Origin of the sequence: Sinanaerobacter chloroacetimidivorans (assembly GCF_018128545.1) — a bacterium.
Taxonomy (GTDB): Bacteria; Bacillota; Clostridia; order Peptostreptococcales; family Anaerovoracaceae; genus Sinanaerobacter; species Sinanaerobacter chloroacetimidivorans.
Map to the genome: position 1 here is coordinate 1 of NZ_JAGSND010000029.1, position 26,785 is coordinate 26,785.

Sequence of the window (26,785 nt, forward strand, 5' to 3'; positions counted from 1 at the left end):
ACACCGGGAAAAGTTTTCACAATGTCTTTCATGACTAGGATATTTTTTTCTTCCATTGGCCATCTCCTCTTAATTATGCTATGTGGGAGAGGGCAAGAACCCCTCTCCCACATTTCAATAGTTTTATTCGTTATGTACAACTACTGGAAGTCGGCTACGTTGTCCGGGGTTACCAGTACGAAGTCGATCCAAGTAATTGCTTCAGGAGCTGCTCCACCAAGAATTTTGGAGATTACGTCTACTGCGCCAGCGCCTTGTCCATCAGCATCCTGTAAAACAGTAGCATCTAATTTGCCTTCTGCAACAAGATTTACAGCGTCAGGAATAGCGTCTACGCCAACTACGATAACGTCATCTCTTCCGGCAGCTTCCAGAGCCTGAAGTGCTCCAATTGCCATACCATCGTTATTTGCAAGGATTGCATTTAACTGATCGCCATAAGCAGTGAGCCAGTTTTCAGTGATAGCCATACCTTTGTCGTACTGCCATTCACCAGTTTCTTTAGCTAGAATTTTGATGTCAGGATACTTAGAAAGAACACTTTCATTTCCTTCTGTTCTCTTTACTGCACCTTCGTTGCTCAGGATACCCATGAGGATACCAACTCCGCCTTTTTCACCCATTTTTTCAACGAGGAATTCGCCCTGAAGTTGTCCAGCAACGATTTCTTGAGAACCTACATAATAAACGCCTTCTGGTGGATTGTCAGTTCCGAACGGATTTCTGTTAACATAGATCAATGGAATTCCTGCTGCTGTTACAGCATCTGTGATCGGACCCATTGCAGCTGTGTCAACCGGAACTACCATGATTGCATCATAACCCTGTTCAATCATAGTGTTTACCTGATCTTGCTGTTTTACTACATCTTCCTGAGCGTCCTGAACGTCGATTGTGTATCCCAGTTCAGCAGCCTTAGCTTTTGCAGCGTCTACAACATAAGTTTGGAATGTGTCGTTCAGATTGCATTGTGCAAATCCGATTTTAACTGTAGCGTCAGCAGCGCCTTCGTCTTCTTTTCCGCCGCCACAAGCTGTGAACATTCCTAAGGTGAGTACGAGTACTAGCAAGATTGCAAGTATCTTTTTCATTTTTTTCCCTCCTCAATTCTAATCGATTGATTAAAAAATAATCATTTATATTAACAGCTTTACTGTTAATAACAGAGAAAAATTTTTACGTTTTTCTACAATTTACGAAAACGCTTGCTAAAGTTGATACTACCATTATATGCTTACTTTGTCAATACTAAAAAAGTGTTAAAAAACACGAATTCAACAGACATATTGCGATATAAGTTTCACAATATTTATTTTAAGACATTTTCAAGAAATCATACAAAATTTATAAAAAGTTATTGACATTATTTTTGACTGCCTCTATAATCAGCATTAGAAAAACGTTTTACAGCAAATTCGTTTACTGCGTTTTTCCAAAACATTATTATAATCAAATAGCTCAAAGCAGTTAAATCAAAATTGTTAAGAGAGAACTAAATGGAGGGTAAACAAATGGTAGCAGCAAAAGAATGGTTACTAACAGAAGACCCAGCTGTCATCTTCGAAGCAGATACCGCTGTAGGTCAGCTCAAAAAGCAAATTTGGGATGCATCTGAAGAAGAGATTGATGCAATTCTGGAGGAATACGGCATTCCTTCCCCATCAGAACTTGGCGTGGCTGGAACTTATATCCAGAACACTCCGAGAGCAAAACAAATTGAAAAGAGAAGAAAGAACGACATCGTATTCGTACCCATCGGATGTACGGAAAACCACGGTCTTCATGCCAACACCGGACTTGATACTTTCATGGTAACACAAATTCTGGAAGGTGTAAGAAGATACACTGCAAAGCAGGGTCATGAAGTAAATCTTGCTTTCACTCCGCTGAACTACGGCGGCCATCCATATCACCATATCGGGATGCCCGGAACTGTCATTATGCCGGAAGAAGTTGTTAAGGAATCCTTAATTTACTGCATGCTTGGTCTTTGGAACGACGGCTACAGAAAGATCATCTTCATCAACAATCACGGACATCTTTGGATGCTGGAATCCGCGATTCAGGAATTCTGCAAAAGATATCAGCTGCCTGGAATCTTCAGAGTCATTGAATGGCACCGTGCGGTAAGAGAATTCTTCTATGTAACAAACCGTAAGAACAGCCTGGAAACAAACTTCATCCACGCTGACGAAGCCGAAACTGCTGTAGCACTTTTAATGTTTAAAGATATGATCGATATGAGCGCTGTTCAGGATGCTGACGGAAAAGGACTTCTTCCTGACGGACATATGGACAAATCCGTAGATCCTTACAGAAGACCTTGCAGATGGTCTGAAGGTGAAGGCCATGCCGCCATCGAAAGAGCTGCCACACCGGAAGGTATCGTGGGAGCCCCTTCCAAGGCTACTGCTGATAAAGCAAAAAGACCGATTGCCGCTATCCTGAAGTATTTAACCCTGCTTCATGACGAAATTCTCGAAACATATCCGGCAGGAACCGTTCCACCAGTTGACCAGATTACCTTACGTAAACCGGAAGATATGGAACCATTCCTGAGAGAACCGCTCAGCGAAGGCTGGAAGTCCATTGACGAACTGCCAAGAATCGGTATCTTCGAAAGACTGTAAACAGTGCGGTAAGAAGAAAGAATATAGAAGAGTCTGTTTAGCTTCTGACAAGAACCGAAACGAATTTTTAACAGTCTCTAAACAGACTCTGAATTGAACATTTATATTAACTTCCATTATTTATATATAAAGGAGAAAAAAAATGAAAAGTAAGACTGCTTTTTTATACAAACCACACGATCTTCGAATCGAAGACGTTGAATTGGCACCTTTAAAACCGAATCAGGTTCTGATTCAGGTTGGTGCCTGCGGAATCTGCGGTTCTGACGTGGAGTGCTATGAAGGAAAATCAGCGGAAGGCCGTTATGATATCGCTCCTTATACTCCCGGTCACGAATGGGGCGGAAAAATTGTTGAAGTTGGCTCCGGCGTTTCTACATTAAAAGCAGGAATGAAAGTTACCGGTGACTGCGTAATGGCTTGCGGCGTTTGCCAGAACTGCAAAGACGGATTAATGCCTTCCGCATGTTTAAATATGAGAGAAATCGGATTCAGACCTGACTCTCCCGGTGGAATGGGCGAATACATGATCGTAGAAGAGCAATATGTACACCATATCCCGGACGACTGGTCCTATGCAATGGGTGCCTGGGTAGAAACCTTCTCCATCGGATATTTTGGACTATGGGGCAACGGCGGATACATTGACGCTTCCGATACGGCTGTTATCTTCGGCTGCGGTCCTGTAGGAATTTCCGCTACCATGGCTGCCAAGACTTCCGGCGCTACTGTAATCGTTGTAGATCCTATTCCTTCCAGAAGAGAACTCGCTTTAAAATATGGTGCTGACTATGTAGTAGATCCTACTGCAGGTAATCTGAAGGAACAGATTGATAAATTAACAAACGGCAATGGACCTTCCGTCATCGCTGAAGCTTCCGGAAACGATAATGCCATCGCTTCCATCTTCGATATCGCAGGCCACAGCTGCAGAATTCACCTGATTGGTCACTCCATCGGAAGAAAAGTTCCTGTAGAACTTGGCTGGACAATCTGGAAGACCTTGAAAATCAACGGTTCCGGAGGAACTAAGGATTTCGGTCAGAGGACCATTCGATTCATGAGCGCTATCAAAGATAAATATGATTTCGATGCATTAAACACCCACTACTTCAACTTTGATCAGCTTCATGAAGCAATGAACACAGCCATCAATGAAAAGGACAGTGCATTCAAAGTAATGCTTCAGTTCCCTGTAGAATAAGGGATATTTCCGAAGGAGGCATAGGGCAAAATGATGTTACCACTTTATAAAGAGGCCATTTGCAGCATTTTTTCCGTCACGCCTGACCAAATCAAGGAATATTCAGCCTCTCTGACGGAAGTTCAGGGAGACCAGCTGCAAATGTGCAAAGTAAAAGGGATAAAGAAGATATTGGCTGCGGGCTCGGGTCCCCTATTCTCCCAACTGGTAGGAGAACCTCTGTCCGCTAGTTTGAAGCTATGCCCTTTGACACATGAGAATAGACTGGTATTAAATAAACATCTGCCTTATACCGTGCCGTCTGCTTTTGGAAAGCAGACGGCAACCTTTGGTGTAGGAGACCGTTTGGGTCTTGCTTCACCAGGTCATATTCGCTGTCTGCAAAAAAGTAATGCAAAACCCATTCTTGCCCAACAGAGCAAGCGGGAGTTGGATCTTACGGGCAGGAATTATGAACAGGTTTTGGACGATGTTTGTTTTGCTGTTTTCCAGGAAGGTTATCGTGGCGGTTTCGGAGCTGACGGGGATCATCTGAAGCAGCTGGATGATATTCAGGATGCATTGAGCTGCGGATATACCATGATTACACTGGACTGCTCAGAAAAGATCGGCAGAGGGATCGAACAGCTTTCCAAGGATGAGAAGCTTCATTTATATGAAGAACTCCCCTTAGAATATAGAAACCGATTGGAGAATACTTATCTGAATCATGTATTTTCCATCTCATCAGAACAGTTTTCTTACAGGATCGAGGATCTTGCGGAATGTGTTCTGATCTACCATAAGGCTATCGAATTTGTCGGAGAAGTCTATCATCAATATCTGATGAAAGCGGATCACGCGGTGGATTTCGAGTTATCTATCGATGAAACGGAATCCGTTACCACTGCCCTGGGTCACCTGTTTGTGGCTATGGAACTGATAGAACAGAAGGTTGATATTACCAGCCTGGCACCAAGGTTTGTCGGAGAATTTCAAAAAGGTATCGATTATATTGGAAACAGCAGTGAATTGGAAGTTCAACTGAAGCAGCATGCTGCGATTGCAGATTACTTTGGATATAAGCTCAGCATCCATTCAGGAAGCGATAAATTCAGCGTATTTCCTATGATCGGCAAGCATACGAAAGGCCGGCTTCACATTAAAACATCCGGTACCAATTGGCTGGAGGCACTGGGAACCATTGCAGAATGCAATCCCGCTTTATATCGTAAAATTCACAGCATAGCTTTACAACATTTTGAAGAGGCGAAAAGCTTCTACCATGTTACAGCAGATTTGAACCTGGTTATGCCGCTGGACGAGGTAAAGGATGAAGATCTGATCCGATATCTTCACAACGACCACAGCCGGCAGCTGGTTCACATTACCTACGGATATGTTCTTAGAGATAACGACTTAAAGTCAGAACTCTACCAGACGTTAAAGGTACAGGAAGAACAATATTATCAGAGATTAATTACCCATATAGGTCGCCATCTGACTCTGATTGGTTTATCTGATAAAAATGCATAATTTTAGCATCAGCATCAATTTTCTTTAAAAATTGGGCAGGCTAAGAGAGGAATAAATGATGAACACGAAAAATGGCAGTTCCCGCCAAATGAAATTAGTTGCTACTTTAACAGCAGAGCTGAATCCCAAGTCCCCTGTGGTTATGGCCGGAAACCCCGCCGATAAGATCAAGCAGGCATCTCTTCTGGGATATGATGCCATAGAACTTCATTGGTCAAGCCCTGCACAAATCCCTTTACAGGAGATCGTGGATAGTTGTAAAATGTACGGAATGCAGATTTCCGCCTTCGCTACGGGCAGAGCCTACGTTCAGGAAGGACTATCCCTGATCCATGATGATGTAACGGTCAGAGAGGCTGCCATAAGCCGTCTGAAGGACTTTGTTGACGCCGCTTCCCCGCATAACGCTACCGTTATTATCGGCTGTATCCGGGGAAATATTTACAGTGAGGATCAACGGGAAATGAGCCTGGAACGGTTGGCGGCGGCTACCCGAATGGTATCGGAATATGCGGAAACCAAGAATGTGGAGATCGTGTTTGAGGCCATTAACCGGTATGAAAATAATTATTTAAATACGGCAAAGGAAACGGCAGATTTTATTAAGGGCTATCATTTACCGAATACAAAAATTCTGCTGGACACTTTCCACATGAATATTGAGGATGCAAATCTAGGTCAGGCGATTCTAGACACCGGAAATTTAATCGGTTACGTTCACATCGCAGACAGCAACAGGTATTATGCCGGCGGTGGACATATCAACCTGAAAGAGGTATTTACAGCCCTCAAGGCTATCAATTACCAAGGCTATATCAGCGCAGAATGCTTACCTCTGCCGGATTCCGACACTGCACTGGCAGAATGGATCAGAGGAGTTAAAGCGGTTTATTAAGAAAGGAATATAAAAATGGAAAAAGTAAAATTAGGTATCGTAGGACTGGGCAGATTAGGTCGTGAACATGCTGCCAATATCAATTACAATATTATCAATGCTGAGCTTACTGCTGTTTGCAGTGCAGTAAAAGAAGAAGTAGACAGCATCATGAAGGAAATGAATCCTTCCTATGGAACCACTGACTATATGGAACTTTTCAATGATAAGAATCTGGATGGTATCGTGATTGCTTCCAACTCTGCTTTCCACTGCCAGATGATTTGTGACGCGGCAAACGCAGGTGTTAAAAATATCTACTGCGAAAAGCCTCTTGGTATGACGCTGGAAGAAATCGAGTTAATCAAAGAAACCGTAGAGAAAAACAACGTTCAAATATTCCAGATCGGATACAACAGACGTTTTGACCGCTCCCTGATGACTATGAAAGAAAAGATAGACGCCGGTTTTATCGGCAAGCCTATCCTGATCAAACTTGCCAACAGAGACCCTGAATGGGATAGAGAACACCTGCTGCGATTCAGCCCTACAAGCGGCGGTTTGGTATTTGATATGCTGACACATGATTATGATGCGGCAAGATGGCTTATCGGTTCCGACGCAGAAACCGTATACGGAATGGGCGGTGCTTTCGGCTATGAAGGTCTTGCTGAAATCAACGATATCGATAACTGCATCATTTCTATCGGTTTTGAAAACGGCGTTATGGGCCATCTGGAAACTTCCAGAAATTCAACCTACGGCTACCATGTAGAAGTGGAAGTATTCGGAACAGAAGGATGCTTAAGAATGGGCACAACTCCAAACAAAGACAGAGTGGTATCCATGGATAGAAATGGCGTAAACACCGAATGTGTTAAATGGTTCTTCGAATTCTGGGAGCCAACCTTTAAAGCAGAGCTTCAGGATTTTGCAGACTGCATCCAGAACAACAGACAGCCGAAAGCCGGCCTGATGGACGGATATAAGGCCGTACAGTGGGCTTTCGCTGCTAAGGAAGCCGTAGATAAGCGTATTGTGGTAAACATGAAATAAGCAACAATCTAATATTTATTAGTTTGTGAAACTAAGTTACAATTTTTGTCTGATCAGCAAAAGGTCTAATTTTATGTGATAACGCAAAGCTGGTTCGCAGTTTTGATATTTTCATAACCTCATCTCATGATTTTTCGTGCGCAAAAATGTGAAAGGTCACATTATTTGCTGAGATTGCTGATACAATCTACGAAAAATCCTACTCGATTCGGTTGAAAATAGTTCGAACCTGCTCAATGCTTTGCTTATATCCCATAAAGATTATGACCATTTCGGATAAGACCATAACCACCCAGTTAGTCAAATAAAGTTTATTGGGATGAAAATAATGTTATCTTTAATGATGGCATTCCATGATAGCCATAACCCAAAAACACCGATTAGGGATTCCGTTTGTTTTTGGGGTTAAAAATAACGAATCGAGACCATATCATTAGAAACCTGTGAGTATTTTCGTAATACAAAGTCAGACCTTTGGCTTGTTAAAACTCAACTACTTGGATCTGGCAAGTTGAATGATTCGGTTTAAATACCAATAAATGAAATTTGACTAACTAATTAAATAATAATAATGATGAAAATAAAAAGAGAGACCGGATGTAATTTCCATACATCCGGTCTCCTGTTTTTATGTTATCAAATCAGATATTCATCAATCATTATAAGTTTCATTATTGACTACCAATTGAGAAGATTCCAGGTATCGCTTCCTTCTTTACTTGTTGATCTGCGAACGATAAGCTCCGTATCCAAGGTGATTACGCATCTTGGTTTATCTGGTTCTTTCATGCGTTCCGTCAGCAAGTACATGGCCTGGTAGCCCAGTTCGTACTTGGGAAGATTAACACTGGATAAAGAAGGTGTCACCAATGTGGAAGGAAAGTTGTTATCAATACCGATAACAGCGATGTCTTCCGGCACACGATATCCACGGTCCAGAAGAGCACGGATGACGCCAATGCCCATTTGGTCATTTGCGGCAAAAACTGCTGTAAAATGTTTTTCTCTTTCCAGAAGCTCCATCATGCATTGATAGCCGCTGATCGGAGAATAATTCCCTTCACAAACCAGAGAACCGTCGAATTTTAGGCCAGCCTTTTCCAGGGTCTCACGATAGCCTTCCAGTCGCAATGCACCAATTTGAAATCTTAATGGTGCCGCCACATGGGCAATTGCCTTATGTCCCTGCTCCAATAAATGATTTACCGCTATTCCAGCCGCTTTCTTATTATCAATGACTACGGCATCAATTCCTGGATCCAGAACATTCTCAAGGGAAACCACAGGAATCTTCTTTTTCCGGCTGCTGCTGTTCACCAGTGACCTGATATATTTGCGATCTGAAATATTTTCGCCATTAGCATAGGAAGCCAGTATGATACCGTCAATCCAGGAATGCTGTAGAAATCTTACGTGCTGTCTTTCCCGTTCTACATCGCCGCCTGTTTCAAATACGGAGATTGCATAACCGAATTTGAAACCTGCTTCATGAATGCCCTGCAATATGGCAGGAAAATAAACTTGGTTAAAGGATGGTACAATAACACCAACTTGATTGGTTTTATTGCTTTTTAATCCTCTCCCTACCGGATTGACTTCATACTGCAAAGCTTCTATGGCTTCATTCACCCTTTGTCTCAATTCCGGACTAACAGGTTTTTTTTCATTCATTACATTGGATACGGTGGAAATGGATACGCCGGCTTTTTTAGCTACATCTTTGATCCCTGCCATAAGTTCCTCCAAACTGCTCCCAAACAGAAATTTTGCTGTCTTCTTCTCTGCTGTATCTAATTTTCAACGCTTTTTAATATTGTAATGTTTTACTTTGTGACGCTATATTATATTGTAATACTTTACTGCCATAATGTCTACGATATTAAGGCTTCCGGTTTATTGAATTTCAGACAATTTAACAGGTCTTCCTTCCTGTACGGATTTCTTGGCTGCAAATCCCATTTTAATCGGCTGCAGGCCGTCGTTTCCGGTAACAGGGGTCTCTTTGTCGTTGATTAAAGCATCTACAAACTGCTTCATTTCCTCTCCAAAGGAATCCATATATCTTTCCAGGAAGAAATACAGCGGTTTTTCACTGAATACGCCTTCTTCTGTACTCCAAACAGCCGTGGAAGGATAATCGTTTGCAATTTCCACTTTTCCCTTTGATCCGAAAGCTTCGACACGCTGGTCGTAGCCGTAGGCTGCTTTTCTGGAATTGTCGATGACGCAGATCACGCCGTTCTTGAATTTGATTGTAATCAATGCGGTATCCACATCTCCTGCTTCAGCAATGGCAGGATCTACCATGCAAGCTGCAGAAACATAGATTTCTTCTGCTTCACTGCTTGTAAGGAAACGGCTCATATCAAAATCATGAATGGTCATGTCCATAAAGATTCCGCCTGAAACCTTAACATATTCGATTGGAGGTGGGGACGGATCCCTGGATGTAATTTTCAGGATCTGAAGATCACCAATCGTTTTATTGTCAATTAATTCTTTTACCTTACGGAAGTTATGGTCAAATCGTCTGTTAAATCCGATCTGCAGTTTTACTCCAGCCTGCTTCGCCGCCTCGATAACGGCTTCTACCTTTTCTATCGTAAGATCTACCGGTTTTTCACAGAAGATATGTTTTCCGGCTTTTGCCGCTTCGATAGCGATATCAGCGTGTGTATCCGTTGAGGAGCAAACCAGAACAGCATCAATTTCCGGATCTGCAAGCAGTTCCTTATAGTCGTTGTAAACAGTTTTGATTCCGGTCTGTGCCGCCCATTCTTTAGCAGAATCTAGAAAGATATCTGTTACAGCTTTGATTTCAACCTGAGGCAATTGATTCATGATACTCATGGTATGAACCCTGCCGATTCTACCGGTACCGATGATACCTACTTTCAGCTTTTTCTCCATGTTCTTCTCCTTTTCTTTTTTAGAGTCCAGATTTTTCTTTGATATATTTTCTGGCTTTCAGCGCATATTCTAATGGATTTGCTTTTGCAGGATCCTGCTCTGCTTCCACTACCATCCAGCCTTCATAACCGTTGTCTTCCAATATTTTGAATATCGGTCCGAAATCAATGGCTCCATCTCCGGGCACTGTAAAAGTACCTGCTCGTACGCCATCCAGGAAGCTCATTTTTTCTGCTCTCACCTTTGCTACTACTTCAGGTCTGATATCCTTCAAATGAACATGTCCCACTCTTTTCACATATTTTTTTAATAATTCCAGACAGGATTCATAAGTACCTTCGGAATAATAAATATGTCCGGAGTCATAAAGCAAGTATACGTTGTCCTGCACACTTGACATGAAACGGTCAATTTCTTCCATAGTCTGAACGCCGGTTCCCATATGATGATGGCATGTCAGCTTCATTCCTTTTTCCTCAGCCAGGTCTGCCATTTTATTGTAGCCTTTTACTACCTTTTCCCATTGTTCTTCCGTATAAACAGGTTTTGCCTCGAAAATCGGATCGCTGAGTCCCTGAATGCTGTTTCCTACTTCTGCTGCGCCGATAACCTTTGCACCCATTTCATAGAGAAAATCTCTATGTGCCTTGAATTCTTCCAGCACTTCCTCTTCTGACTTTGTGGTAAAGCAAGCACTAAACCAAGCATTGCATATTTCAATACCTCTGAGATTCAGCGCTTTTTTGAGCGCGTCTGTATCTCTAGGATATTTGTTTCCCACTTCGGTTCCGGTAAATCCGGCTAACGCCATTTCACTGACACATTGCTCAAAGGTATTTTCACTACCTAGATCAGGCAAATCATCGTTTGTCCATCCGATAGGGGCAATCCCTACTTTCACTTTGTTTGAATCCATTTTTTTCCACCATCCCAACTTTAATTTTATTTGTAAATTAGGTCCTACTGAATAAAGAAAAAATGTTACAATTAGCCCTAATTACTTTCATAAGTCTTTTCATTGTCGTTAGTATTCCACAGTTTTAAAATTTCTTAACGAAGTTTTTTATTTAAGTACTCTTGTTGTCTTGCGAATTTTTAATTCGGGATTCAAGATCACCTTTTTCACCTGCTTTGGTTCATCCTTTGCCTGAATTTCTTCCAATAAGGTATCAAATAGCATTCTTCCCAGTTCGTATTTCGGCTGATGTATGGTTGTCAGCTGAATTTGAGGCAGACGGGAATAAGAGATATTATCATATCCGATTACCCCTACTTCATCAGGAACGCTGATATTCTGGTCACTGCAGTATTGAAGGACACCGAGACCGATCAGATCATTCATGCTGAACACTGCATCGATTTTTTCTCCTCGATTTTCAAAAAGCTCCTTTGCTGCCATTCTTCCGCCTTCTATGGAAAAGCTTCCTTCAATCACAGCATTTTCATTGATGCTCATCCCATATTCCTTTAGTGCTCTGGCAGCACCATTCAATCTGCTCTGAGATGCAAAGATATCCTCTTTACCTAAAATAAACCCGAGATTTCGATAATCGCAATCCAGAAGATGTTTCGCCGCCAGGTAGCCGCCCAGCTCATTATCTACTTCCACACAATTATATTCCAGAGTTTTGCTGTACCTCTCAATGATCATCAACGGAGACCTCACATTCTCATAGTCTTCATTTTTACCTGCAGACTTCAGGATAATGCCATCTACTCTCTTTTTTCTGAGGGTATCAAAATAGGCTTGCTCATTTTTGGGACTCCATCCTGAAATGCACAGGAAAATATTGTATTCCTTCTCATTTGCAGCATCAGAAATACCCGTAACGATTTCACCAAAAAACGGGTTGTTAATGTCAGGGATGATAACCCCCACGGTTTTTGAAATTTTGTTTACAAGACCCCTTGCCAGATCATTTGGCTGATAGCCCATCTTCTCCGCAGTTTTAAGAATTTTTTGTCTCGTAGCTTCACTGACCCCTTCTTTTCCATTTAAAGCTCTGGAAATAGAAGAGTAAGAAACCCCAAGTTCTTTCGCGACATCTTTTATGGTAATATTAATTGGAATCATCTCCCTATCGATTGATTATTTTCATCATAGCAAACGTTTGTTAAATATGCAATGCTTTTCTTAAAAATATAGTGCTATATCCTATATCTAGCAAGAAAAAAAGAGGATAAATTATCCTCTTCAACGAATAAATCTGCAATTTGCAAGCTTTTTCCTTTGCTTATCCAAAACTATCCAAGCTATGATTTTACAATCCTGATGCCTTGAGGAGTATCCTCCAAAGTGATCCCTTTTGCTTTTAAGAGATCTCTTATTTCATCTGCTCTGGAAAAATTCTTTGCCTTTCTAGCTTCCTGCCTTTCCTCCACCAGTTTTTGGATCTCATCATCAATGTCATCGGAGGCTTCCTTCTCCCTTAAAAGTCCAAGAACCGCAGTCATCTCGTCTATTAACGATAAACATTTTTCCGAGAATTCCTTGGACGAACCGTTTTTTGTAGCCGTATTGATATCCTTGATCAATTCAAACACAGCACTGATGGCGTCAGCCGTATTCAAGTCATCATCCATAGCTGCGATAAACTTCTCTCTGTATTTTTCAAGAGATACAAGCTGTGTTTTCTCTTCTGCCGTCATTGTCCCCGAACCGTTTTGAATGAGATGCTTCAGATTATTTTTGGCATTCTGCATTCTGGCCAGTCCGTTTTTTGCCTGATCCATCAGTTCACGGCTAAAGTTAATAGGGCTTCGATAGTGTCCGGAAAGAAGGAAAAATCTCATAACCTCTCCGTCATAATCCTTTAAAATATCACGTACTGTAAAGAAGTTGCCCTTTGACTTGGACATCTTTTCATTGTCAATGGTGATATATCCATTATGCATCCAATAGTTTGCAAAGGGTTTTCCCGTCTGTGCTTCCGTTTGGGCGATTTCATTTTCATGGTGAGGAAAGGTGAGATCCTGCCCACCCGCATGGATATCAATGGTTTCTCCCAAATATTTTGTAGACATAACGGAGCATTCAATATGCCAGCCCGGCCTCCCCAATCCCCAAGGGGATTCCCAAGCCAATTCGTCTTCTGTTTTTTGAGCCTTCCAAAGAGCAAAATCAAGGGGATCTTGTTTCTTTTCTTCTATCTCGATCCTGGCGCCGGATTCCAAATCTTCAATATTCTGTTTTGAAAGTTTGCCGTATTCACGGAACTTTCGGGTGCTGTAATAGACATCTCCGTCCGCTTCATAAGCATAGCCTTTGTCGATGAGATCTTTGACAAAAGCGATGATTTCATTCATATTTTCCGTTACCTTCGGATGAACGGATGCTTTCTCTACATTCAAAGCACCGGCATCCTGATAATACTCACCGATATACTTTTCGCTGACTTCTCCTGGAGTAATCCCTTCCTCCCGTGCTTTATTGATAATCTTATCATCCACGTCTGTAAAGTTTTGAACAAATTTAACCTTTTTTCCTCTATATTCCAAATATTTTCTCAAGGTATCAAAAACAACAAAAGGTCTCGCATTTCCAATATGGAAATAGTTATATACCGTTGGCCCGCAGACATAGATTTTGATCTCATTTTCATCGATAGGTACAAATTCTTCTTTTTTTCTGGTCAAAGTATTATATATTTTCATTTTCTTTTCCTTTCTCCATCTCTTTCAGTCTGTTTTCCAACATAACGATACGCCTTCTCAGGCATTCCAACTCAACCGCAATCGGATCCGGCAGATCTATCTGATTTAGATCCTCCGTCTTAACGTTATATCTCCTTACAATTTTTCCGGGAATTCCCACAACGGTACAGTGATCAGGAACTTCCTCCAAAACCACAGAACCAGCTCCGATTTTTGAATGATCTCCAACTTTAAAGGGCCCTAGCACCTTGGCCCCGGAACTGATTACCACGTTATTGCCGATAGTCGGATGTCTCTTGCCGACATCTTTCCCCGTTCCGCCTAAGGTTACCGCCTGATAGATGGTTACATCATTGCCAACCTCTGCAGTTTCTCCTATCACAACGGCCATGCCGTGGTCAATAAAACAGCGTTTTCCAATGGTTGCACCCGGATGAATTTCAATTCCCGTAAAAAAACGAGCCCATTGGGAAATAAGCCTTGCGAGAAGTTTTAGATTATGCTGATACAGCCAGTGTGCCGGTTTATGGAAAATCAGTGCCCATACGCCGGGATAACAAAGAAGAACTTCAAAGCCGTTTCTAGCTGCCGGGTCACGAGCTAAAACCGCCTTAATATCCTCACTTATATCACGAAAAAATGCCATTACGCATCTCCTTTAATTTATAATACCCAATCATTCCGTAAAATAAATACCCAATCATTATATAAAATAACAGGGCAGGTTATAACCTGCCCTAAAATTATACATTATTTTTTTATTGGAATCAAAAGTTTTTATAAAACCGTTGTAAATTTTCGACTTAGGAAATTTACTTCCATCTATGCGTTTCAACGAGATAAGGGACATTTTTTACCTCGTTATAAATAATTCATTGGGTTCTGAGGCACACCGTTTTTTCTCACCTCGAAATGCAAATGATATCCGGTTGCTCTTCCGGTAATGCCAACAGTAGCGATCACTTCACCCTTGCTTACCACCTGTCCAACAGAAACCCCTATGGTGTTGCAATGTGCATACCAAGTTTCGATTCCGTTTCCATGACTGAGCTTCACAAGATTTCCGTAACTTCCGGAATAAGCGGCAAAGGTTACGACGCCGTCATCCGCAGCTTTTATCGGGGTACCCTTTGGATTTCTAAGGTCTACGCCGGTATGTCTGCTTCCGCCTCTGTTGGCGCCAAAGGCCGAAGAGATTTCAATGTGACTGACCGGGCTAGATAAGGAACCTGTTCCTGTGAAGGTAGCCAGGGATTTTGTTCCCTTTAATGCAATTTGATTTTGTGGTTCTGCAGTTACTACGGAATCCAATTCTTTTGTAGCAACCACGATACCATTTTCCTTGGTAACCTCAGTTCTGATTTCCTTTGTTCCATATACTCCGGCAGTTTTCACTTTTACCTCACCTTTGTACAGGGCACTTGTAGATTCATATACGATACCAAAGTCAATCTTTTCTGTGTTAGCAACCACTTCTTTTATCTGTACCGTTACATAAGGTTTTACCTGATATAAGTTCAATTGCTGACCAATTTTTAATTTTGCCGGATCAAAGCCCGTATTTGCACTTTCCAGTTCGGTAGGGGTCATGCCATTTGCGATTGCAATATCCCAGAGAGTATCCCCGTCCTGAACCGTATACACCTTAGGTTCTTTGGTTCCTGTCACGATCAGTGAGACCGCTTCTTCCGGCTTCATAATATCTGCTACATTTACTGCCGCCTGGGTTACCAAAACATCTTCTTTAAAAGAAGCGCTCAGCACTTCGGAGCCTTCCGTTTTATAATGGTTTTTCACACCTTCCAGAATGCTGTTTGCCCCTTCTTCTGTTGCTGCGGCCACCACATTATCGCCGTTGATGTTTACGGCCCATGCTTTCGCTTTACAAAGCTCAGCCGTCAGTATTTTGTCCTTCAGCTCTTCATTGGTTAAAATCGTTACTTCTTTTTTCTTTAGATCCGTTTCTTCACAAACCAATGCGTCGCTGTCTACTACGATCTCAATTCCTGATGCTTTCTGAGACAGATCTGTCTTAATTTCCTCCAGAACAGTTCCGACCATTTCTTGTTCCGTTACATAGCCTGCTTCCTGCCCTGCTATGGTTACCTTGTAAACATCCGTTCCAGAATTCAGTACCAGCACCGTGCTGAAAACTGCGACTCCTAAAATTCCCGCTCCAATGCCTATTTTGGCATTTCGGCTTAATCTGCTTAATTGTTCTATTCTAATATCATTTATTAACGTTTTAAATTTATCAGCAACCACTGCCGTATATTTCATTACTTCTTTTCTGCACTTATGATAAGATTCTTTTACCGCTTCACCATTAAAACTGTCTTTTAAATTCATTTTTATACCTCACTTTGATAAAAAAGCTATTCTTTCATCAAACCTCCTTGTACATTTTTTTGCCAAGCTTTCCAGATTGTATGCGGTTTATTTAGCATACCCTAATATATACATATGTATGCCCCGCGTTTTTAATGACTATTGAAATATTACAATATTGTTACAACAAAGTCAATACGCTCCCACTACAATTCACAAAACTTTCACAATTAAAAAACCGCCAATCAACGTATTTTTCAACGTTTTTGGCGGTTAGATTTTTCTAATCTCCAGATTTTACATAGACTAATTTGCTACTGGAAATAATTAGTTTGCGGTACGAATTATTCTCCAATTTCTTCCATGGCAACCTTTTTCATCATTTGTTTTTCCTTTGGTTTATCTCTCATATCCCTTTTCGCAGAGACAATTTTATCAGCAACTTCGATACCTTCGATGATCTTCCCGAAGGATGCGTACTGACCGTCAAGATGAGGTGAGTTAGCGACCATAATAAAGAACTGAGAACCTGCCGAGTTGGGATCCATCGTCCTGGCCATGGACAATACGCCTCTGTCATGTTTCAGATTATTTTCAAAACCGTTGGCAGAGAATTCCCCTTTTATGGTGTAGCCCGGTCCTCCCGTTCCTGTTCCCGTAGGGTCTCCCCCCTGAATCATAAAACCTGGGATTACACGGTGAAAGATCACTCCGTCGTAGAAGCCCTTCTCCACCAGCTCAACAAAGTTTTTCACGGTTTCTGGTGCGATTTCAGGATAAAGCTCCGCTCTCATCACATCTCCGTTTTCCATTTCAATTCTAACTTTTTTCATATTATCCTCCTGTTATATGCAAATTTCATTCTACAACCCTATTATTTATTAGTTAGTCAAATTTCATTTATTAGTATTTAAACCGAATCATTCAACTGCCAGATCAAAATAGTTGAGTTTCAACAAGCCAAAGGTCTGACTTTGTATCACGAAAATACTCACAGATTTCTAATGATATGGTCTCGATTCGTTATTTTTAACCCCAAAAACTAAAGCTGACAGTTTCATAGTGTACTAATACATAATCTTATTTAACTAACAGGTGGCCTGACTAAAAAAGCAAATTTAAAAAACTAAGAAAAAATTTGCTTACCGCTGATAGTAGCAGGATGCTATTGTTTGTGAACTATGTTATATAATTTGTCTGAATAGCAGATGGGCTGGAACAATACGTCGGAATGATTTTGCTTTGGTCTTATCCAAAGATGAGCAGAATTTTTAGGTAACGTCAAACACCGATTATATTACCGTTTGTTTGATGTTCTAAAAATTGCGAAACGAAGGGATAAAGACCTTCAAAATCATGACCGTACTGGGATAGACCATGTGCTATCAGACAAATAGAATAAGTAAGTTTCACAAACTAATAAATATTTTATCTGATTCTATACACCGCATGGTTATAGTATTTTGGCTCCAAAGCCTCCCAAAGTTCATTTTTCAGGAGGTCAGGATACACACGCTCCAGAGACATAATTTCTTTTTTACTTAGAAATTTTACTTCACGCAGGACCTGATGATCCTCGTCAAATTCGGGGTCCTTTCCCAGACCCAAAGTACCTCCCACCAGTTCCGCCAGAAAAAAGTTTACGAAACGCTGGCCTCTTTCCTCGGATACTTCTTCCACATGCCATATCAGTCTTTTTATTTTTACTTCCAGTCCGGTTTCTTCACGAACTTCACGTACGGCTGCCTCCTTTGAGTTCTCACCCGCCTCAATGCCGCCGCCGGGAACCAACCACAGGTCTCTTCCCTCATGGACTTGTTTCACCATAAGGACTCTCCCCTCTTCATCAGGAATTATGACTCGTACTCCACCAATCCACATATACCTCACCTTATCAAAAATGCTCCCACAAGGCCCGCCAGAATTGTAAGCTTTATCGGACCTATCCTAAATTTACCTGCTAATATTATTGTACAGATAAATAGAATACAAGGCAATAGATTCACATATTCTTTTATATTTTCAATCAGCTCCTTAGAAAAGAGCGGTCCTTGAAACAAGGAGTTCTCTGACAAAAAGATCACCGCGGAAGCTATCAAACCTACCGTTGCCGGTCGAATTCCAAAGAGTACCGCTTCCAGACCTTTACTTTCCTGAAACTTTTTCATGAAATGCATAGTTAAAATTACCAGGATCACAGACGGCAATGCCACACCAAAGGTCGCTGCAAAGGCACCGAAAAAGCCTGTATATTGAAAGCCTACATAGGTAGCTGCATTGACTGCAATCGGCCCGGGCGTCACCTGAGACAGCGCAACAAGACGTGAAAACTCTGCCGAAGTCATGATGCCAAATTCCTGAACGCCCTGAAAAATCAGCGGAAGCATGGCATATCCGCCACCGAAGCTAAAAATGCCAATTCGAAAAAACATTAAAAACAGCTGAATGAAAGGCATTATTCTTCATCTCCTTTCCTCTGTACCGTAGTTTGCCCCATCTGCTCTGTAGTGTCCTCTGTCAGATTTTCAAGTTTATCCCTTGGTTCTTTTTTATTCCGGCCTTTTTTATTTTTATATAAATATGCCAGATATCCTGCAGCACCTCCGAACAAAATTGCCCAAACTGCACTGATTTCGGCAATTACGATAACAAAAAAAGAAACAACTGCAATAAAATATTCCAGCTTTCCCCTTAATATTTGTTTTCCCATTTTATATGCGGCTACAAGAATCAGCGCAACGGACGCAGCTTTGATCCCTTCAAAGGCACCTTGAACATAGGGATTGTCTTCGATTCTCCCCAGAAAAAGCAGGATGACAACGATGGCAATGAAAGCAGGCAAAATAACGCCTACCGCGGCAGAAATAGCTCCGGACAGTCCCTTCTTCTTATTTCCGATATAAATGGCAGAATTGATTGCCAGAACACCGGGCAGGGATTGACATACCGCAAAGCAGTCAACGATTTCTTCATCCGTCATCCACTGCTTTTCTTCCACAGCAACTCTCCGAATCACGGGAAGCATGGCAAGGCCGCCTCCAAAAGTAAAGGTCCCGATTTTCAAAAAGCAAAAAAATAATTCCCATAAAAATTTCATAACGGCGTCTCCTATTTTTCAATTGATAGGGTTTGTTCTACGGTACTTTTTTATGTACTTATTTCACAATTCTGCGAAGATGTATATCGTTTTTTATGCATACCAGCCTTATGATTAAGGTTATGGCAAAACAGGAATACATGGCAATTCCGTCCCCTGTAAATCGATCTATCAGATAATAGAAAGCCGCACCTGTGATGGATGCCACTGCGTAAATCTCTTTGCGGAAAATAAAAGGAATTTCTTTGGCAAAGACATCCCGAAGAACACCGCCCCCAGTACCGGTTAGCAAAGCCAGCGTAATGACAACAAAGGGCATGTCCAGACGGTTCTCTGCCGCTACTCCTGCCCCGATTGCTGTAAACGCAGCAAGGCCGATAGCGTCGAACAGCTGCAGCACATTGGTATAGCGGTTGATTTTCCGATAAAAAACAATAACGAAAATAGCAGAAGCGATGCTGATGATAACAAAAACAGGATTGGCAAGAGCCGCGGGCAAGTTTTCGTTGATCAGAGTATCTCTGATGATACCGCCGCCCACAGCGGTTATGATAGCAAAAAATATGATTCCGTAATAATCCAGCTCCTTATCTATGGCTACCAAAGCCCCTGATATGGCAAAGGCAACCGTTCCAATCAATTCTACCATTGATATAAATTCCATATCTTATGAGACCATCCTTACTTTCCTTGATTACCGGATAAAAAACCATAGACCAGAGCGCTGATGCGACGGTACGTTTCCTCCGTGCTGCGCAGAATCCGGTCTATGATTATCATTCATATTTTTTATTTCAGTTCTGATTTAATAATAGAAACCGCTTTTTCCAGTGCCTCATCCGCACTCAGTTCCATAATTTCCTTATCTCGTCTTAATTTAAATTCTACCATACCTTCCGCAGCCTTTTTCCCCACTGTGATTCTTACCGGAATCCCCAGAATATCGGCATCTTTGAATTTTACGCCGGGTCTTTCGTTTCTGTCATCGATAAGTGCTTCTACACCTGAGTCAAGCAACTTCTGATAGAGAGTTTCCGCCAATTTTGTCTGAGCTTCGTCCGACGTATTTACGACGGTTACAATCGCATGATAAGGAGCAACTGTCATAGGCCAGATAATACCATTTTCATCATGGTGCTGTTCCACGATGGCTGCCAGAGTTCTGGTAACCCCGATTCCGTAACAGCCCATAATAATAATCTTATCTTCCATGTTTTCGTCTTTGTAATAAGCACCCATTGCCTTGCTGTACTTTGTTCCCAGCTTAAAGACCTGACCAACTTCGATTCCTCGTGCCAGTTTTACCGGCGCTCCGCAAACAGGGCATTGATCGCCAGCCTTAAGCAGCTTCAGATCGGTGACGATATCTCCGTTATAATCCCTGCCATAATTTACATTCTTGATATGATGATCAACCTCGCAAGCCCCTGCGACGAGATTTTTCAGTCCTGCCAATTCACTGTCAACCACAACTTTACAATCGTGTATACCCACTGGCCCTGTAAAACCGCCTACGCATCCGGTAGCTTCCGCCATTTGGGATTCATCGGCAAACTCAATGGAATGTTCCGGGATGCCCAAAGCATTGATCAGTTTTGTCATGTTCAATTCTCTGTCCCCTCTGATAAAGGCAGCGACATATTCAAATTCATCTTCTTTTTCACCGCAGACTTTAAACAGCAGGGCTTTAATCGTTTTTGACTGGTCTACGCCAAGGAAATTGGAAACCTCTTCGATGGTTTTCGTTCCCGGTGTTAAAACCTTCTCCATGGGCAGCTCCTGCTCATTGGATGCGGGAGCATCCACACAGGCAGCTCTTTCCGTCGTCGCAGCCATATCGCATTGTCCGCAGTAAGCGATTTCGCTTTCGCCAACATCGGAAAGGGCGGTAAATTCGTGGGAGGCACTGCCGCCGATAGCTCCCGTGTCTGCTTCAACAGCTCTGAATACCAGACCGCAGCGGGTAAAGACCTTTTCATAAGCATCATACATATCCCGATAGCTCTTGTCCAGACCTTCCCAATCCTTGTCAAAAGAATAGGCGTCCTTCATTACAAATTCACGGCTTCGCATCAGACCGAAACGCGGCCTTTTTTCATCCCGGTATTTTGTTTGTATTTGATATAAGTTTAAAGGAAGCTGCCGATAAGAGCTTACCTCACTTCTTACGATATCTGTAAAGATTTCCTCATGAGTCGGGCCCAGACAGAATTCTCTTTCATTTCTGTCTTTAATTCTCCACATTTCAGGCCCGTATGCATACCATCTGCCGGATTCCTGCCAGAGCTCCGCTGGCTGCAATGCAGACATATGAATTTCCTGTCCGCCCTTCGCATCCATCTCCTGTCTGATAATCTCTTCGATTTTGCGTATAGAACGGAATCCCAATGGCATAAATCCATATACTCCGGATACCAGCTTTCGAATCATACCTGCCCTCAGCAGCCAGATATGACTTGGGATTTCAGCTTCATTGGGAACCTCCCTCAAGGTTCTGATATACATTTGTGATAGTCTCATAGATTATATTCTCCTTTTTATTAAAACCGATGCCTGTGCGGCGATGCCTTCTCCTCTGCCGCAAAATCCCAGCTTCTCGGTGGTTGTTCCTTTTATATTGATTCTTTTTTCTTCCATCTTAAGAGCTCTTGCCATAATGCTGATCATATCCGAAATGTGCGGCGCGATCTTTGGCTTTTGCGCCACCACTGTGGCATCAATGTTCACGATGCAATAGCCCTTGCTGGTCAACATGGATCCCACTACCTCCAGAAGTGTAATGCTGCTGATACCACGGTACTTTTCATCCGTATCAGGAAAATGTTTGCCGATGTCTCCAAGAGCTGCCGCACCAAGCAGGGCATCCATTACTGCGTGAGTTAGAACATCCGCATCAGAATGTCCGAGCAGGCCCCGTTCAAATGGAATTTCAACGCCTCCGAGGATAAGCTTGCGGCCGCGCACCAATTTATGCACATCATAGCCTGTACCAATGCGTGTTTCTCCCTCTTCACCTGGTGCCGCTTCTTCCGGCTCCATCTTTATATCATCCAAGGAGCTGAATCCGATACTTCTGCTATTTTCTATCCATCCACCTAGAATGGCTTCTCCAAACACGATGTCCTCCATGGTAGTAATCTTGATATTGTTATAATCACCTTTTACAATATGCACTTTTTCGCCTACTTTTTCAACTAAAACAGCGTCATCTGTACCGTAATAATTCTTTCGGTATGCCTCATCATAGGCATGTACCAGCAAGTCTTTACGGAATCCTTGGGGAGTCTGCACGGAATACAGGGATCTGCGATCCAGGGTCTTGGTTAATAGATTTTCCTCTGCCATCTTGATCGTATCTTTAACGGGAACAGCCGCCACGGCTGCTCCATGTAATTTAGCCGCCTCTATGGTACGGCGAATCACCTCTCCCGTGACAAAAGGCCGCACTCCGTCATGGACCAGCACCAGATCTACATCTTCCGGGAGACGCTGAATTGCTCTGTAAATGGAATCCTGCCGTTCCTGTCCTCCCGTCAGAATCTCTCTGACCTTTGACATTAGCCCAAGATTCTTTAACTCCAATCGGCATCGTTCCAGATAGTCTTCATTGGTAACTATCGAAATCTGGTGGATCTCATTCAGATCAGCAAAGGCTTTCACTGTTCTGGCAAGAATCGACATACCTCCAAGGTTTCCATATTGTTTCGGAATACCGCCGCCCATTCTCTTTCCAGAGCCGGCGGCGGGAATTATGACAGCAGTTTTTGCTTCTTTTGTCATCCTGTTCATTTCCTGTCTTAGTTTATTTTGTATTCTTTGGTTTTGCAAAGATCATCCGACCCGCAGAGGTCTGCAAAACGCTGGTGACCATAGCGGTAATCGTTTGGCCTATATATCTCCTGCCTTCTTCCACAACGATCATGGTTCCATCATCAAGGTAGGCCACTGCCTGATTTGTTTCCTTTCCTTCCTTAACCAGGAACAAGGTCATATCCTCTCCGGGAAGCACCACAGGCTTTAATGTATTTGCTAATTCATTAATATTTAATACCTCAACACCTTTTATCATGGCTACTTTATTTAAGTTGTAGTCATTGGTAACAACTTTACCGTTCATAAGCTGAGCTAGTTTGAGTAATTTGACATCCACCTCAGGAATCTCGTCCAAAGATTTTTCCAATGCCGTATTATAAATTTCTATCCCGTATTCACTTTGAATCCGGTTCAGCACATCCAACCCTCTGCGTCCCCTGTTTCTCTTTAAACCATCGGAGGAGTCGGCGATATGCCGGAGCTCTACCAGAACAAATTCCGGGATTACAATATTTCCTTCTATAAATCCGGTTTTCATAATATCCGCAATTCGTCCGTCAATAATCACGCTGGTGTCTAAAATCTTCGGTGTGGCTTCATTCACCTTTGCCTTCCCCTTTGGGCCTGTTCCTTTACGGGTAGAAAGCCAAACCGGAAGGATATCCTTTCCTTTTCTTGTAGCAACAATAATTCCAAGATACCCCATAAAAATGTAAGTGAAGATAGATAATATTGTTCCAATGTAAAAAAAGTCAATACCACTGAAAACCTGACTGATCAGAAAGGCAATGACCAAACCTATAATCAGTCCGAACGTTCCCGATACCATTTCGTTGGTTGGAACCTTCTGCAAATCTGTTTCGATATTTTTTGCTACTTTGGCACCGTGACGGCCAAAGAACGGTGTAAGTAAATAAAATAAAAATCCAAAAATAAGTGCGCAGCTGACAACAGCAATAAATTCCTGTGTCTCCGTCAGAACAATTCGTTCCGACAAGTAAGATACACTGAGTAAAAACCTTAAAAGCAGAAATACCCCATACCCGACTAAAACTCCGACTAAGCTAAATATAATGCGAAATAATTTTTTTATCATTAATTCTCTCCATCCCCTTTCAGCATATATAAATTGGTCAATTTTTGGTTAAATTGCAGAATGTATCAGTTTTATTGCCGCATCCTGATCGATGCCCTTTACCAGAATGATTTCACTGACCAATATCTGCTTTGCATTCGACAGCATTTTCTTCTCTCCGGTAGATAGCTTTTTTTCTTTGTCGGTACGCATGAGATTTCGTACCACTTCAGCAACATTGTAAATATCGCCGGATTTCAATTTTTCCATGTTTTCACGGTATCTTCTGTTCCAGTTGTTGGACATTTCGGAAGTTTCTCTCCCCAAAAAGGCGATTACTGCATTAATTTCTTCCATAGAAATAATACCCCTTACCCCGATCTCTTCCGAGCTTTCGATAGGGATCATAATCTTCATATCTCCACAAGGCACTCTTAAAATGTAATATTTCCTACTTTCGCCCAGAATCTTTTTTTCTTCTATTTCTTCTATGATTCCGGCGCCGTGCATAGGATACACGATTTTATCTCCTATGGCAAACATGATAAAACCCTCCCGTTATACATCTAGTATAGTGCAAACAGAAGGTGCCTGTCAAGAAAACAATTTTTTAGTCTATCATATTGGATTTTATGTGTCAACAAATTTTTTCATATCTCTTGTCTAATCTTCACTTTTCATAGTTCTTGTCTAATAAATAGTGTTTTGATCAGATCTTAACAAACCATCTCTGATAAAGTTTTAGATTCCCCCCTAAAATAAAATATGAAAAATGCGATTCAAATTTTTATTTTATATTAAATAGAATTCATAGAATTATTTTTATAAAAATCAAGGATAACACAGATTAGTATTGTATAATAGAAACAATATATCATTAAGGATAGGAGATGATAACGTGGGCGTAAAAGTTATTGATTTAGTGAAAATATTTGGTCTGAAAATCCTCAGCAAAGGACCGGAGGATACAGAAATAAACCTGATAGAAAGTAACCGAAGCGGGCTGCAGCTTTCCGGTTTTTATGATCAATTCGAGGAAAAAAGAATACAACTCATCGGAAACGCTGAAAACGCATATCTTCAAAGTCTATCTGTAACGGACCGGGACGATGCCTTGAAAAAACTAGTTTCCAAAAATGTCCCATGTATCATCATAACTAACGACCTTATCGTATCAGACAAAATGGAAGGTCTGGGCCGACAATGCAATAGATGGATCTTATCCACTTCTAATTCAACTTCAAAATTTTGGGTTGACATTACACTATACTTGCAAAGCGAGCTAGCCGAAAGCATCAGCCAACATGGCGACTTGATTGACGTGTATGGTATCGGGGTTTTAATCACAGGTGAGAGCGGTATTGGCAAAAGCGAAACTGCCCTTGACTTAATCCGTAAAGGGCATTTATTCATTGCAGACGATGCAATAATTATTAAAAAAATCGGTCAGGATCTGCTGATTGGAACGGGCAGCGAACTAACAAAAAATCTGATGGAGTTACGGGGAATCGGTATCATCAATATCAATTCTCTCTTCGGCAAAAGTGCCATTCGCCTTCAGAAAAACATTGAAATTGTAGTAAACCTAGAGAAATGGGATGATAATGCTTATTACGACAGAGTAGGGGAAAATTACGAAACAACCAGGATTTTAGGCATTGAACTTCCTTTTATCAGAATTCCGGTGAAACCAGGCAGAAACATTGCGGCCATCATAGAAATTGCAGCATTGAACTACAGACAGAATATCATGGGTTATAATGCAGCAAGGGAACTAAATAATGCCATTAAAAAATTAAGTCAATAAATAGAAGACGACTGAACAAACCAGATAAAAAAGCAGGGGCAGAGAAAATAAAGCCCGCGGATAAATCAACCACATGCAGCACCCCGGCTTTTTTATTTTATTCCAGCTCCTTTTTGATATTCTTATATTCTTTTTCAATACGGAAGAATTTGGTAATCAATCTAGCAGGCATAGAAATGACAGATTTTACAGGATGACTCTGCAGTTCTGCTTTCACTCTCCTCGGCTTTGTCTTAATCCTGTTTATCACTTCATCTGTATATGCAGCAAGGGCAGCATCCTTATTTGTGTGGAACTCCTTATGACATTTGGTGCAATAAGCCTTGATTACTTTCTGCCCGGCATAGGTGATGACATGAATCGTATCCTCATTGCATTTTTCGCAGAATAAATCCATATTTACTTTAGTAATATCCATCATTACCAACCTTTCATTAATCAGATATCCCATACTTTGAGTATACAATATTCTTATCCCAAAGTAAAGTTCAGTCAAACATGGTATTCAGAATTTGTTCTGTCGAAATCCCATAATCAAGTCTTCATTTTAAAGGAAATCTATACCTGTCTTCCCCCCTTATGACAATAACGATGTCTATCCTAAATTATAAACAGTTTTACTTTCAAATATGACTGAGAAATGGTATCAGTTAATCATTTAGATCTCTATTCCTTCCAGAAACCTTATAGTTCAAGTATATAATCAAGCTCCAAACCTTTCAGTTCATCTTTCAGGTATGCTTCAATTTCTTCCGCTCTGGTAAGGCTCATGGCATGCTGTGCCACTTTTTGTGCATAGCTCCTGTCAACCGAAGTAACAAT

Annotated in this window: 24 protein-coding genes and 1 pseudogene; 6 read left to right on the plus strand and 19 right to left on the minus strand. The window is 41.6% G+C overall.

Features of this window, described 5'->3' with window-relative positions; translation table 11 throughout:
* Positions 1-140: 140 nt before the first annotated feature.
* Positions 141-1,091: a substrate-binding domain-containing protein gene (locus KCX82_RS21740; RefSeq protein WP_227020570.1), complete on the minus strand. Its 951-nt coding sequence runs from the start codon at positions 1,089-1,091 to the stop codon at positions 141-143.
* A gap of 420 nt (positions 1,092-1,511) precedes the next feature.
* Here KCX82_RS21740 and iolN point away from each other — a divergent pair, with 420 nt between their 5' ends.
* The 5 genes from iolN (at position 1,512) to KCX82_RS21765 (ending at position 7,279) form a co-directional block, all read left to right on the plus strand.
* Positions 1,512-2,630, plus strand: a complete 1,119-nt coding sequence (gene iolN, locus KCX82_RS21745; protein WP_227020571.1) for a 3-dehydro-scyllo-inosose hydrolase — start codon at positions 1,512-1,514, stop codon at positions 2,628-2,630.
* A gap of 142 nt (positions 2,631-2,772) precedes the next feature.
* Positions 2,773-3,834 (plus strand): zinc-dependent alcohol dehydrogenase, encoded by a 1,062-nt coding sequence (locus KCX82_RS21750; RefSeq protein ID WP_227020572.1) that lies wholly within the window; start codon positions 2,773-2,775, stop codon positions 3,832-3,834.
* 30 nt (positions 3,835-3,864) lie between these two features.
* Positions 3,865-5,349, plus strand: coding sequence for a tagaturonate epimerase family protein (locus KCX82_RS21755; protein WP_227020573.1), 1,485 nt, complete (start codon positions 3,865-3,867; stop codon positions 5,347-5,349).
* A gap of 55 nt (positions 5,350-5,404) precedes the next feature.
* A complete protein-coding gene (locus KCX82_RS21760) occupies positions 5,405-6,244 on the plus strand; it encodes a sugar phosphate isomerase/epimerase family protein (RefSeq protein WP_227020574.1) in 840 nt (279 codons plus the stop codon).
* Positions 6,245-6,259: 15 nt separating this feature from the next.
* Positions 6,260-7,279, plus strand: coding sequence for a Gfo/Idh/MocA family protein (locus KCX82_RS21765; RefSeq protein WP_227020575.1), 1,020 nt, complete (start codon positions 6,260-6,262; stop codon positions 7,277-7,279).
* Between the two features lie 678 nt (positions 7,280-7,957).
* On the opposite strand, the gene KCX82_RS21770 is transcribed toward KCX82_RS21765, so the two are convergent.
* From KCX82_RS21770 to KCX82_RS21845, 17 genes and pseudogenes are all read right to left on the minus strand, one after another.
* Complete coding sequence (locus KCX82_RS21770; RefSeq protein ID WP_227020576.1) at positions 7,958-9,013, minus strand: LacI family DNA-binding transcriptional regulator; 1,056 nt, start codon at positions 9,011-9,013, stop codon at positions 7,958-7,960.
* A gap of 159 nt (positions 9,014-9,172) precedes the next feature.
* Entirely contained in the window at positions 9,173-10,189 is a 1,017-nt protein-coding gene (gene iolG, locus KCX82_RS21775; protein WP_227020577.1) for an inositol 2-dehydrogenase, read from the minus strand.
* A 19-nt stretch (positions 10,190-10,208) separates the two neighbouring features.
* On the minus strand, positions 10,209-11,105 hold the full coding sequence (gene iolE / locus KCX82_RS21780; protein ID WP_227020578.1) for a myo-inosose-2 dehydratase: 897 nt from the start codon (positions 11,103-11,105) through the stop codon (positions 10,209-10,211).
* Between the two features lie 147 nt (positions 11,106-11,252).
* Positions 11,253-12,263, minus strand: a complete 1,011-nt coding sequence (locus tag KCX82_RS21785; RefSeq protein ID WP_227020579.1) for a LacI family DNA-binding transcriptional regulator — start codon at positions 12,261-12,263, stop codon at positions 11,253-11,255.
* A gap of 179 nt (positions 12,264-12,442) precedes the next feature.
* Complete coding sequence (gene cysS, locus KCX82_RS21790) at positions 12,443-13,843, minus strand: cysteine--tRNA ligase (protein WP_227020580.1); 1,401 nt, start codon at positions 13,841-13,843, stop codon at positions 12,443-12,445.
* Positions 13,830-14,489 carry a serine O-acetyltransferase gene (gene cysE / locus KCX82_RS21795; protein WP_227020581.1) on the minus strand — a complete coding sequence of 220 codons (660 nt, stop codon included), beginning with the start codon at positions 14,487-14,489 and terminating at the stop codon, positions 13,830-13,832. Before cysE ends, cysS begins: the two co-directional genes overlap by 14 nt.
* 215 nt (positions 14,490-14,704) lie before the next feature.
* Positions 14,705-16,192 carry a peptidoglycan DD-metalloendopeptidase family protein gene (locus KCX82_RS21800; protein ID WP_227020582.1) on the minus strand — a complete coding sequence of 496 codons (1,488 nt, stop codon included), beginning with the start codon at positions 16,190-16,192 and terminating at the stop codon, positions 14,705-14,707.
* A gap of 323 nt (positions 16,193-16,515) precedes the next feature.
* A complete protein-coding gene (locus tag KCX82_RS21805; protein ID WP_227020583.1) occupies positions 16,516-17,004 on the minus strand; it encodes a peptidylprolyl isomerase in 489 nt (162 codons plus the stop codon).
* 595 nt (positions 17,005-17,599) lie between these two features.
* On the minus strand, positions 17,600-18,052 hold the full coding sequence (locus KCX82_RS21810; RefSeq protein ID WP_227020584.1) for an NUDIX domain-containing protein: 453 nt from the start codon (positions 18,050-18,052) through the stop codon (positions 17,600-17,602).
* 5 nt (positions 18,053-18,057) lie between these two features.
* Positions 18,058-18,627 carry a chromate transporter gene (locus tag KCX82_RS21815; RefSeq protein ID WP_227020585.1) on the minus strand — a complete coding sequence of 190 codons (570 nt, stop codon included), beginning with the start codon at positions 18,625-18,627 and terminating at the stop codon, positions 18,058-18,060.
* Positions 18,627-19,268: a chromate transporter gene (locus tag KCX82_RS21820; protein ID WP_227020586.1), complete on the minus strand. Its 642-nt coding sequence runs from the start codon at positions 19,266-19,268 to the stop codon at positions 18,627-18,629. Before KCX82_RS21820 ends, KCX82_RS21815 begins: the two co-directional genes overlap by 1 nt.
* A gap of 58 nt (positions 19,269-19,326) precedes the next feature.
* A complete protein-coding gene (locus KCX82_RS21825; protein WP_227020587.1) occupies positions 19,327-19,932 on the minus strand; it encodes a trimeric intracellular cation channel family protein in 606 nt (201 codons plus the stop codon).
* A 125-nt stretch (positions 19,933-20,057) separates the two neighbouring features.
* Positions 20,058-21,788 (minus strand): proline--tRNA ligase, encoded by a 1,731-nt coding sequence (locus KCX82_RS21830; protein WP_227020588.1) that lies wholly within the window; start codon positions 21,786-21,788, stop codon positions 20,058-20,060.
* 3 nt (positions 21,789-21,791) lie between these two features.
* A complete protein-coding gene (gene ispF, locus KCX82_RS23460) occupies positions 21,792-22,307 on the minus strand; it encodes a 2-C-methyl-D-erythritol 2,4-cyclodiphosphate synthase (RefSeq protein ID WP_465250697.1) in 516 nt (171 codons plus the stop codon).
* 69 nt (positions 22,308-22,376) lie between these two features.
* Positions 22,377-23,057 (minus strand): annotated as a pseudogene (gene ispD / locus KCX82_RS23465) (2-C-methyl-D-erythritol 4-phosphate cytidylyltransferase); the annotation flags it as partial.
* 13 nt (positions 23,058-23,070) lie between these two features.
* Positions 23,071-24,177, minus strand: a complete 1,107-nt coding sequence (locus tag KCX82_RS21840; RefSeq protein ID WP_227020590.1) for a PIN/TRAM domain-containing protein — start codon at positions 24,175-24,177, stop codon at positions 23,071-23,073.
* A gap of 48 nt (positions 24,178-24,225) precedes the next feature.
* Positions 24,226-24,699, minus strand: coding sequence for a CarD family transcriptional regulator (locus KCX82_RS21845; protein WP_227020591.1), 474 nt, complete (start codon positions 24,697-24,699; stop codon positions 24,226-24,228).
* 355 nt (positions 24,700-25,054) lie between these two features.
* Between KCX82_RS21845 and hprK the strand changes: the two genes are divergently transcribed.
* Positions 25,055-25,963 (plus strand): HPr(Ser) kinase/phosphatase, encoded by a 909-nt coding sequence (hprK, locus tag KCX82_RS21850; protein ID WP_227020592.1) that lies wholly within the window; start codon positions 25,055-25,057, stop codon positions 25,961-25,963.
* A gap of 97 nt (positions 25,964-26,060) precedes the next feature.
* Here the strand turns inward: hprK and KCX82_RS21855 are convergent, their stop codons facing one another.
* Positions 26,061-26,381, minus strand: coding sequence for a hypothetical protein (locus KCX82_RS21855; RefSeq protein ID WP_227020593.1), 321 nt, complete (start codon positions 26,379-26,381; stop codon positions 26,061-26,063).
* Positions 26,382-26,785: the final 404 nt, after the last annotated feature.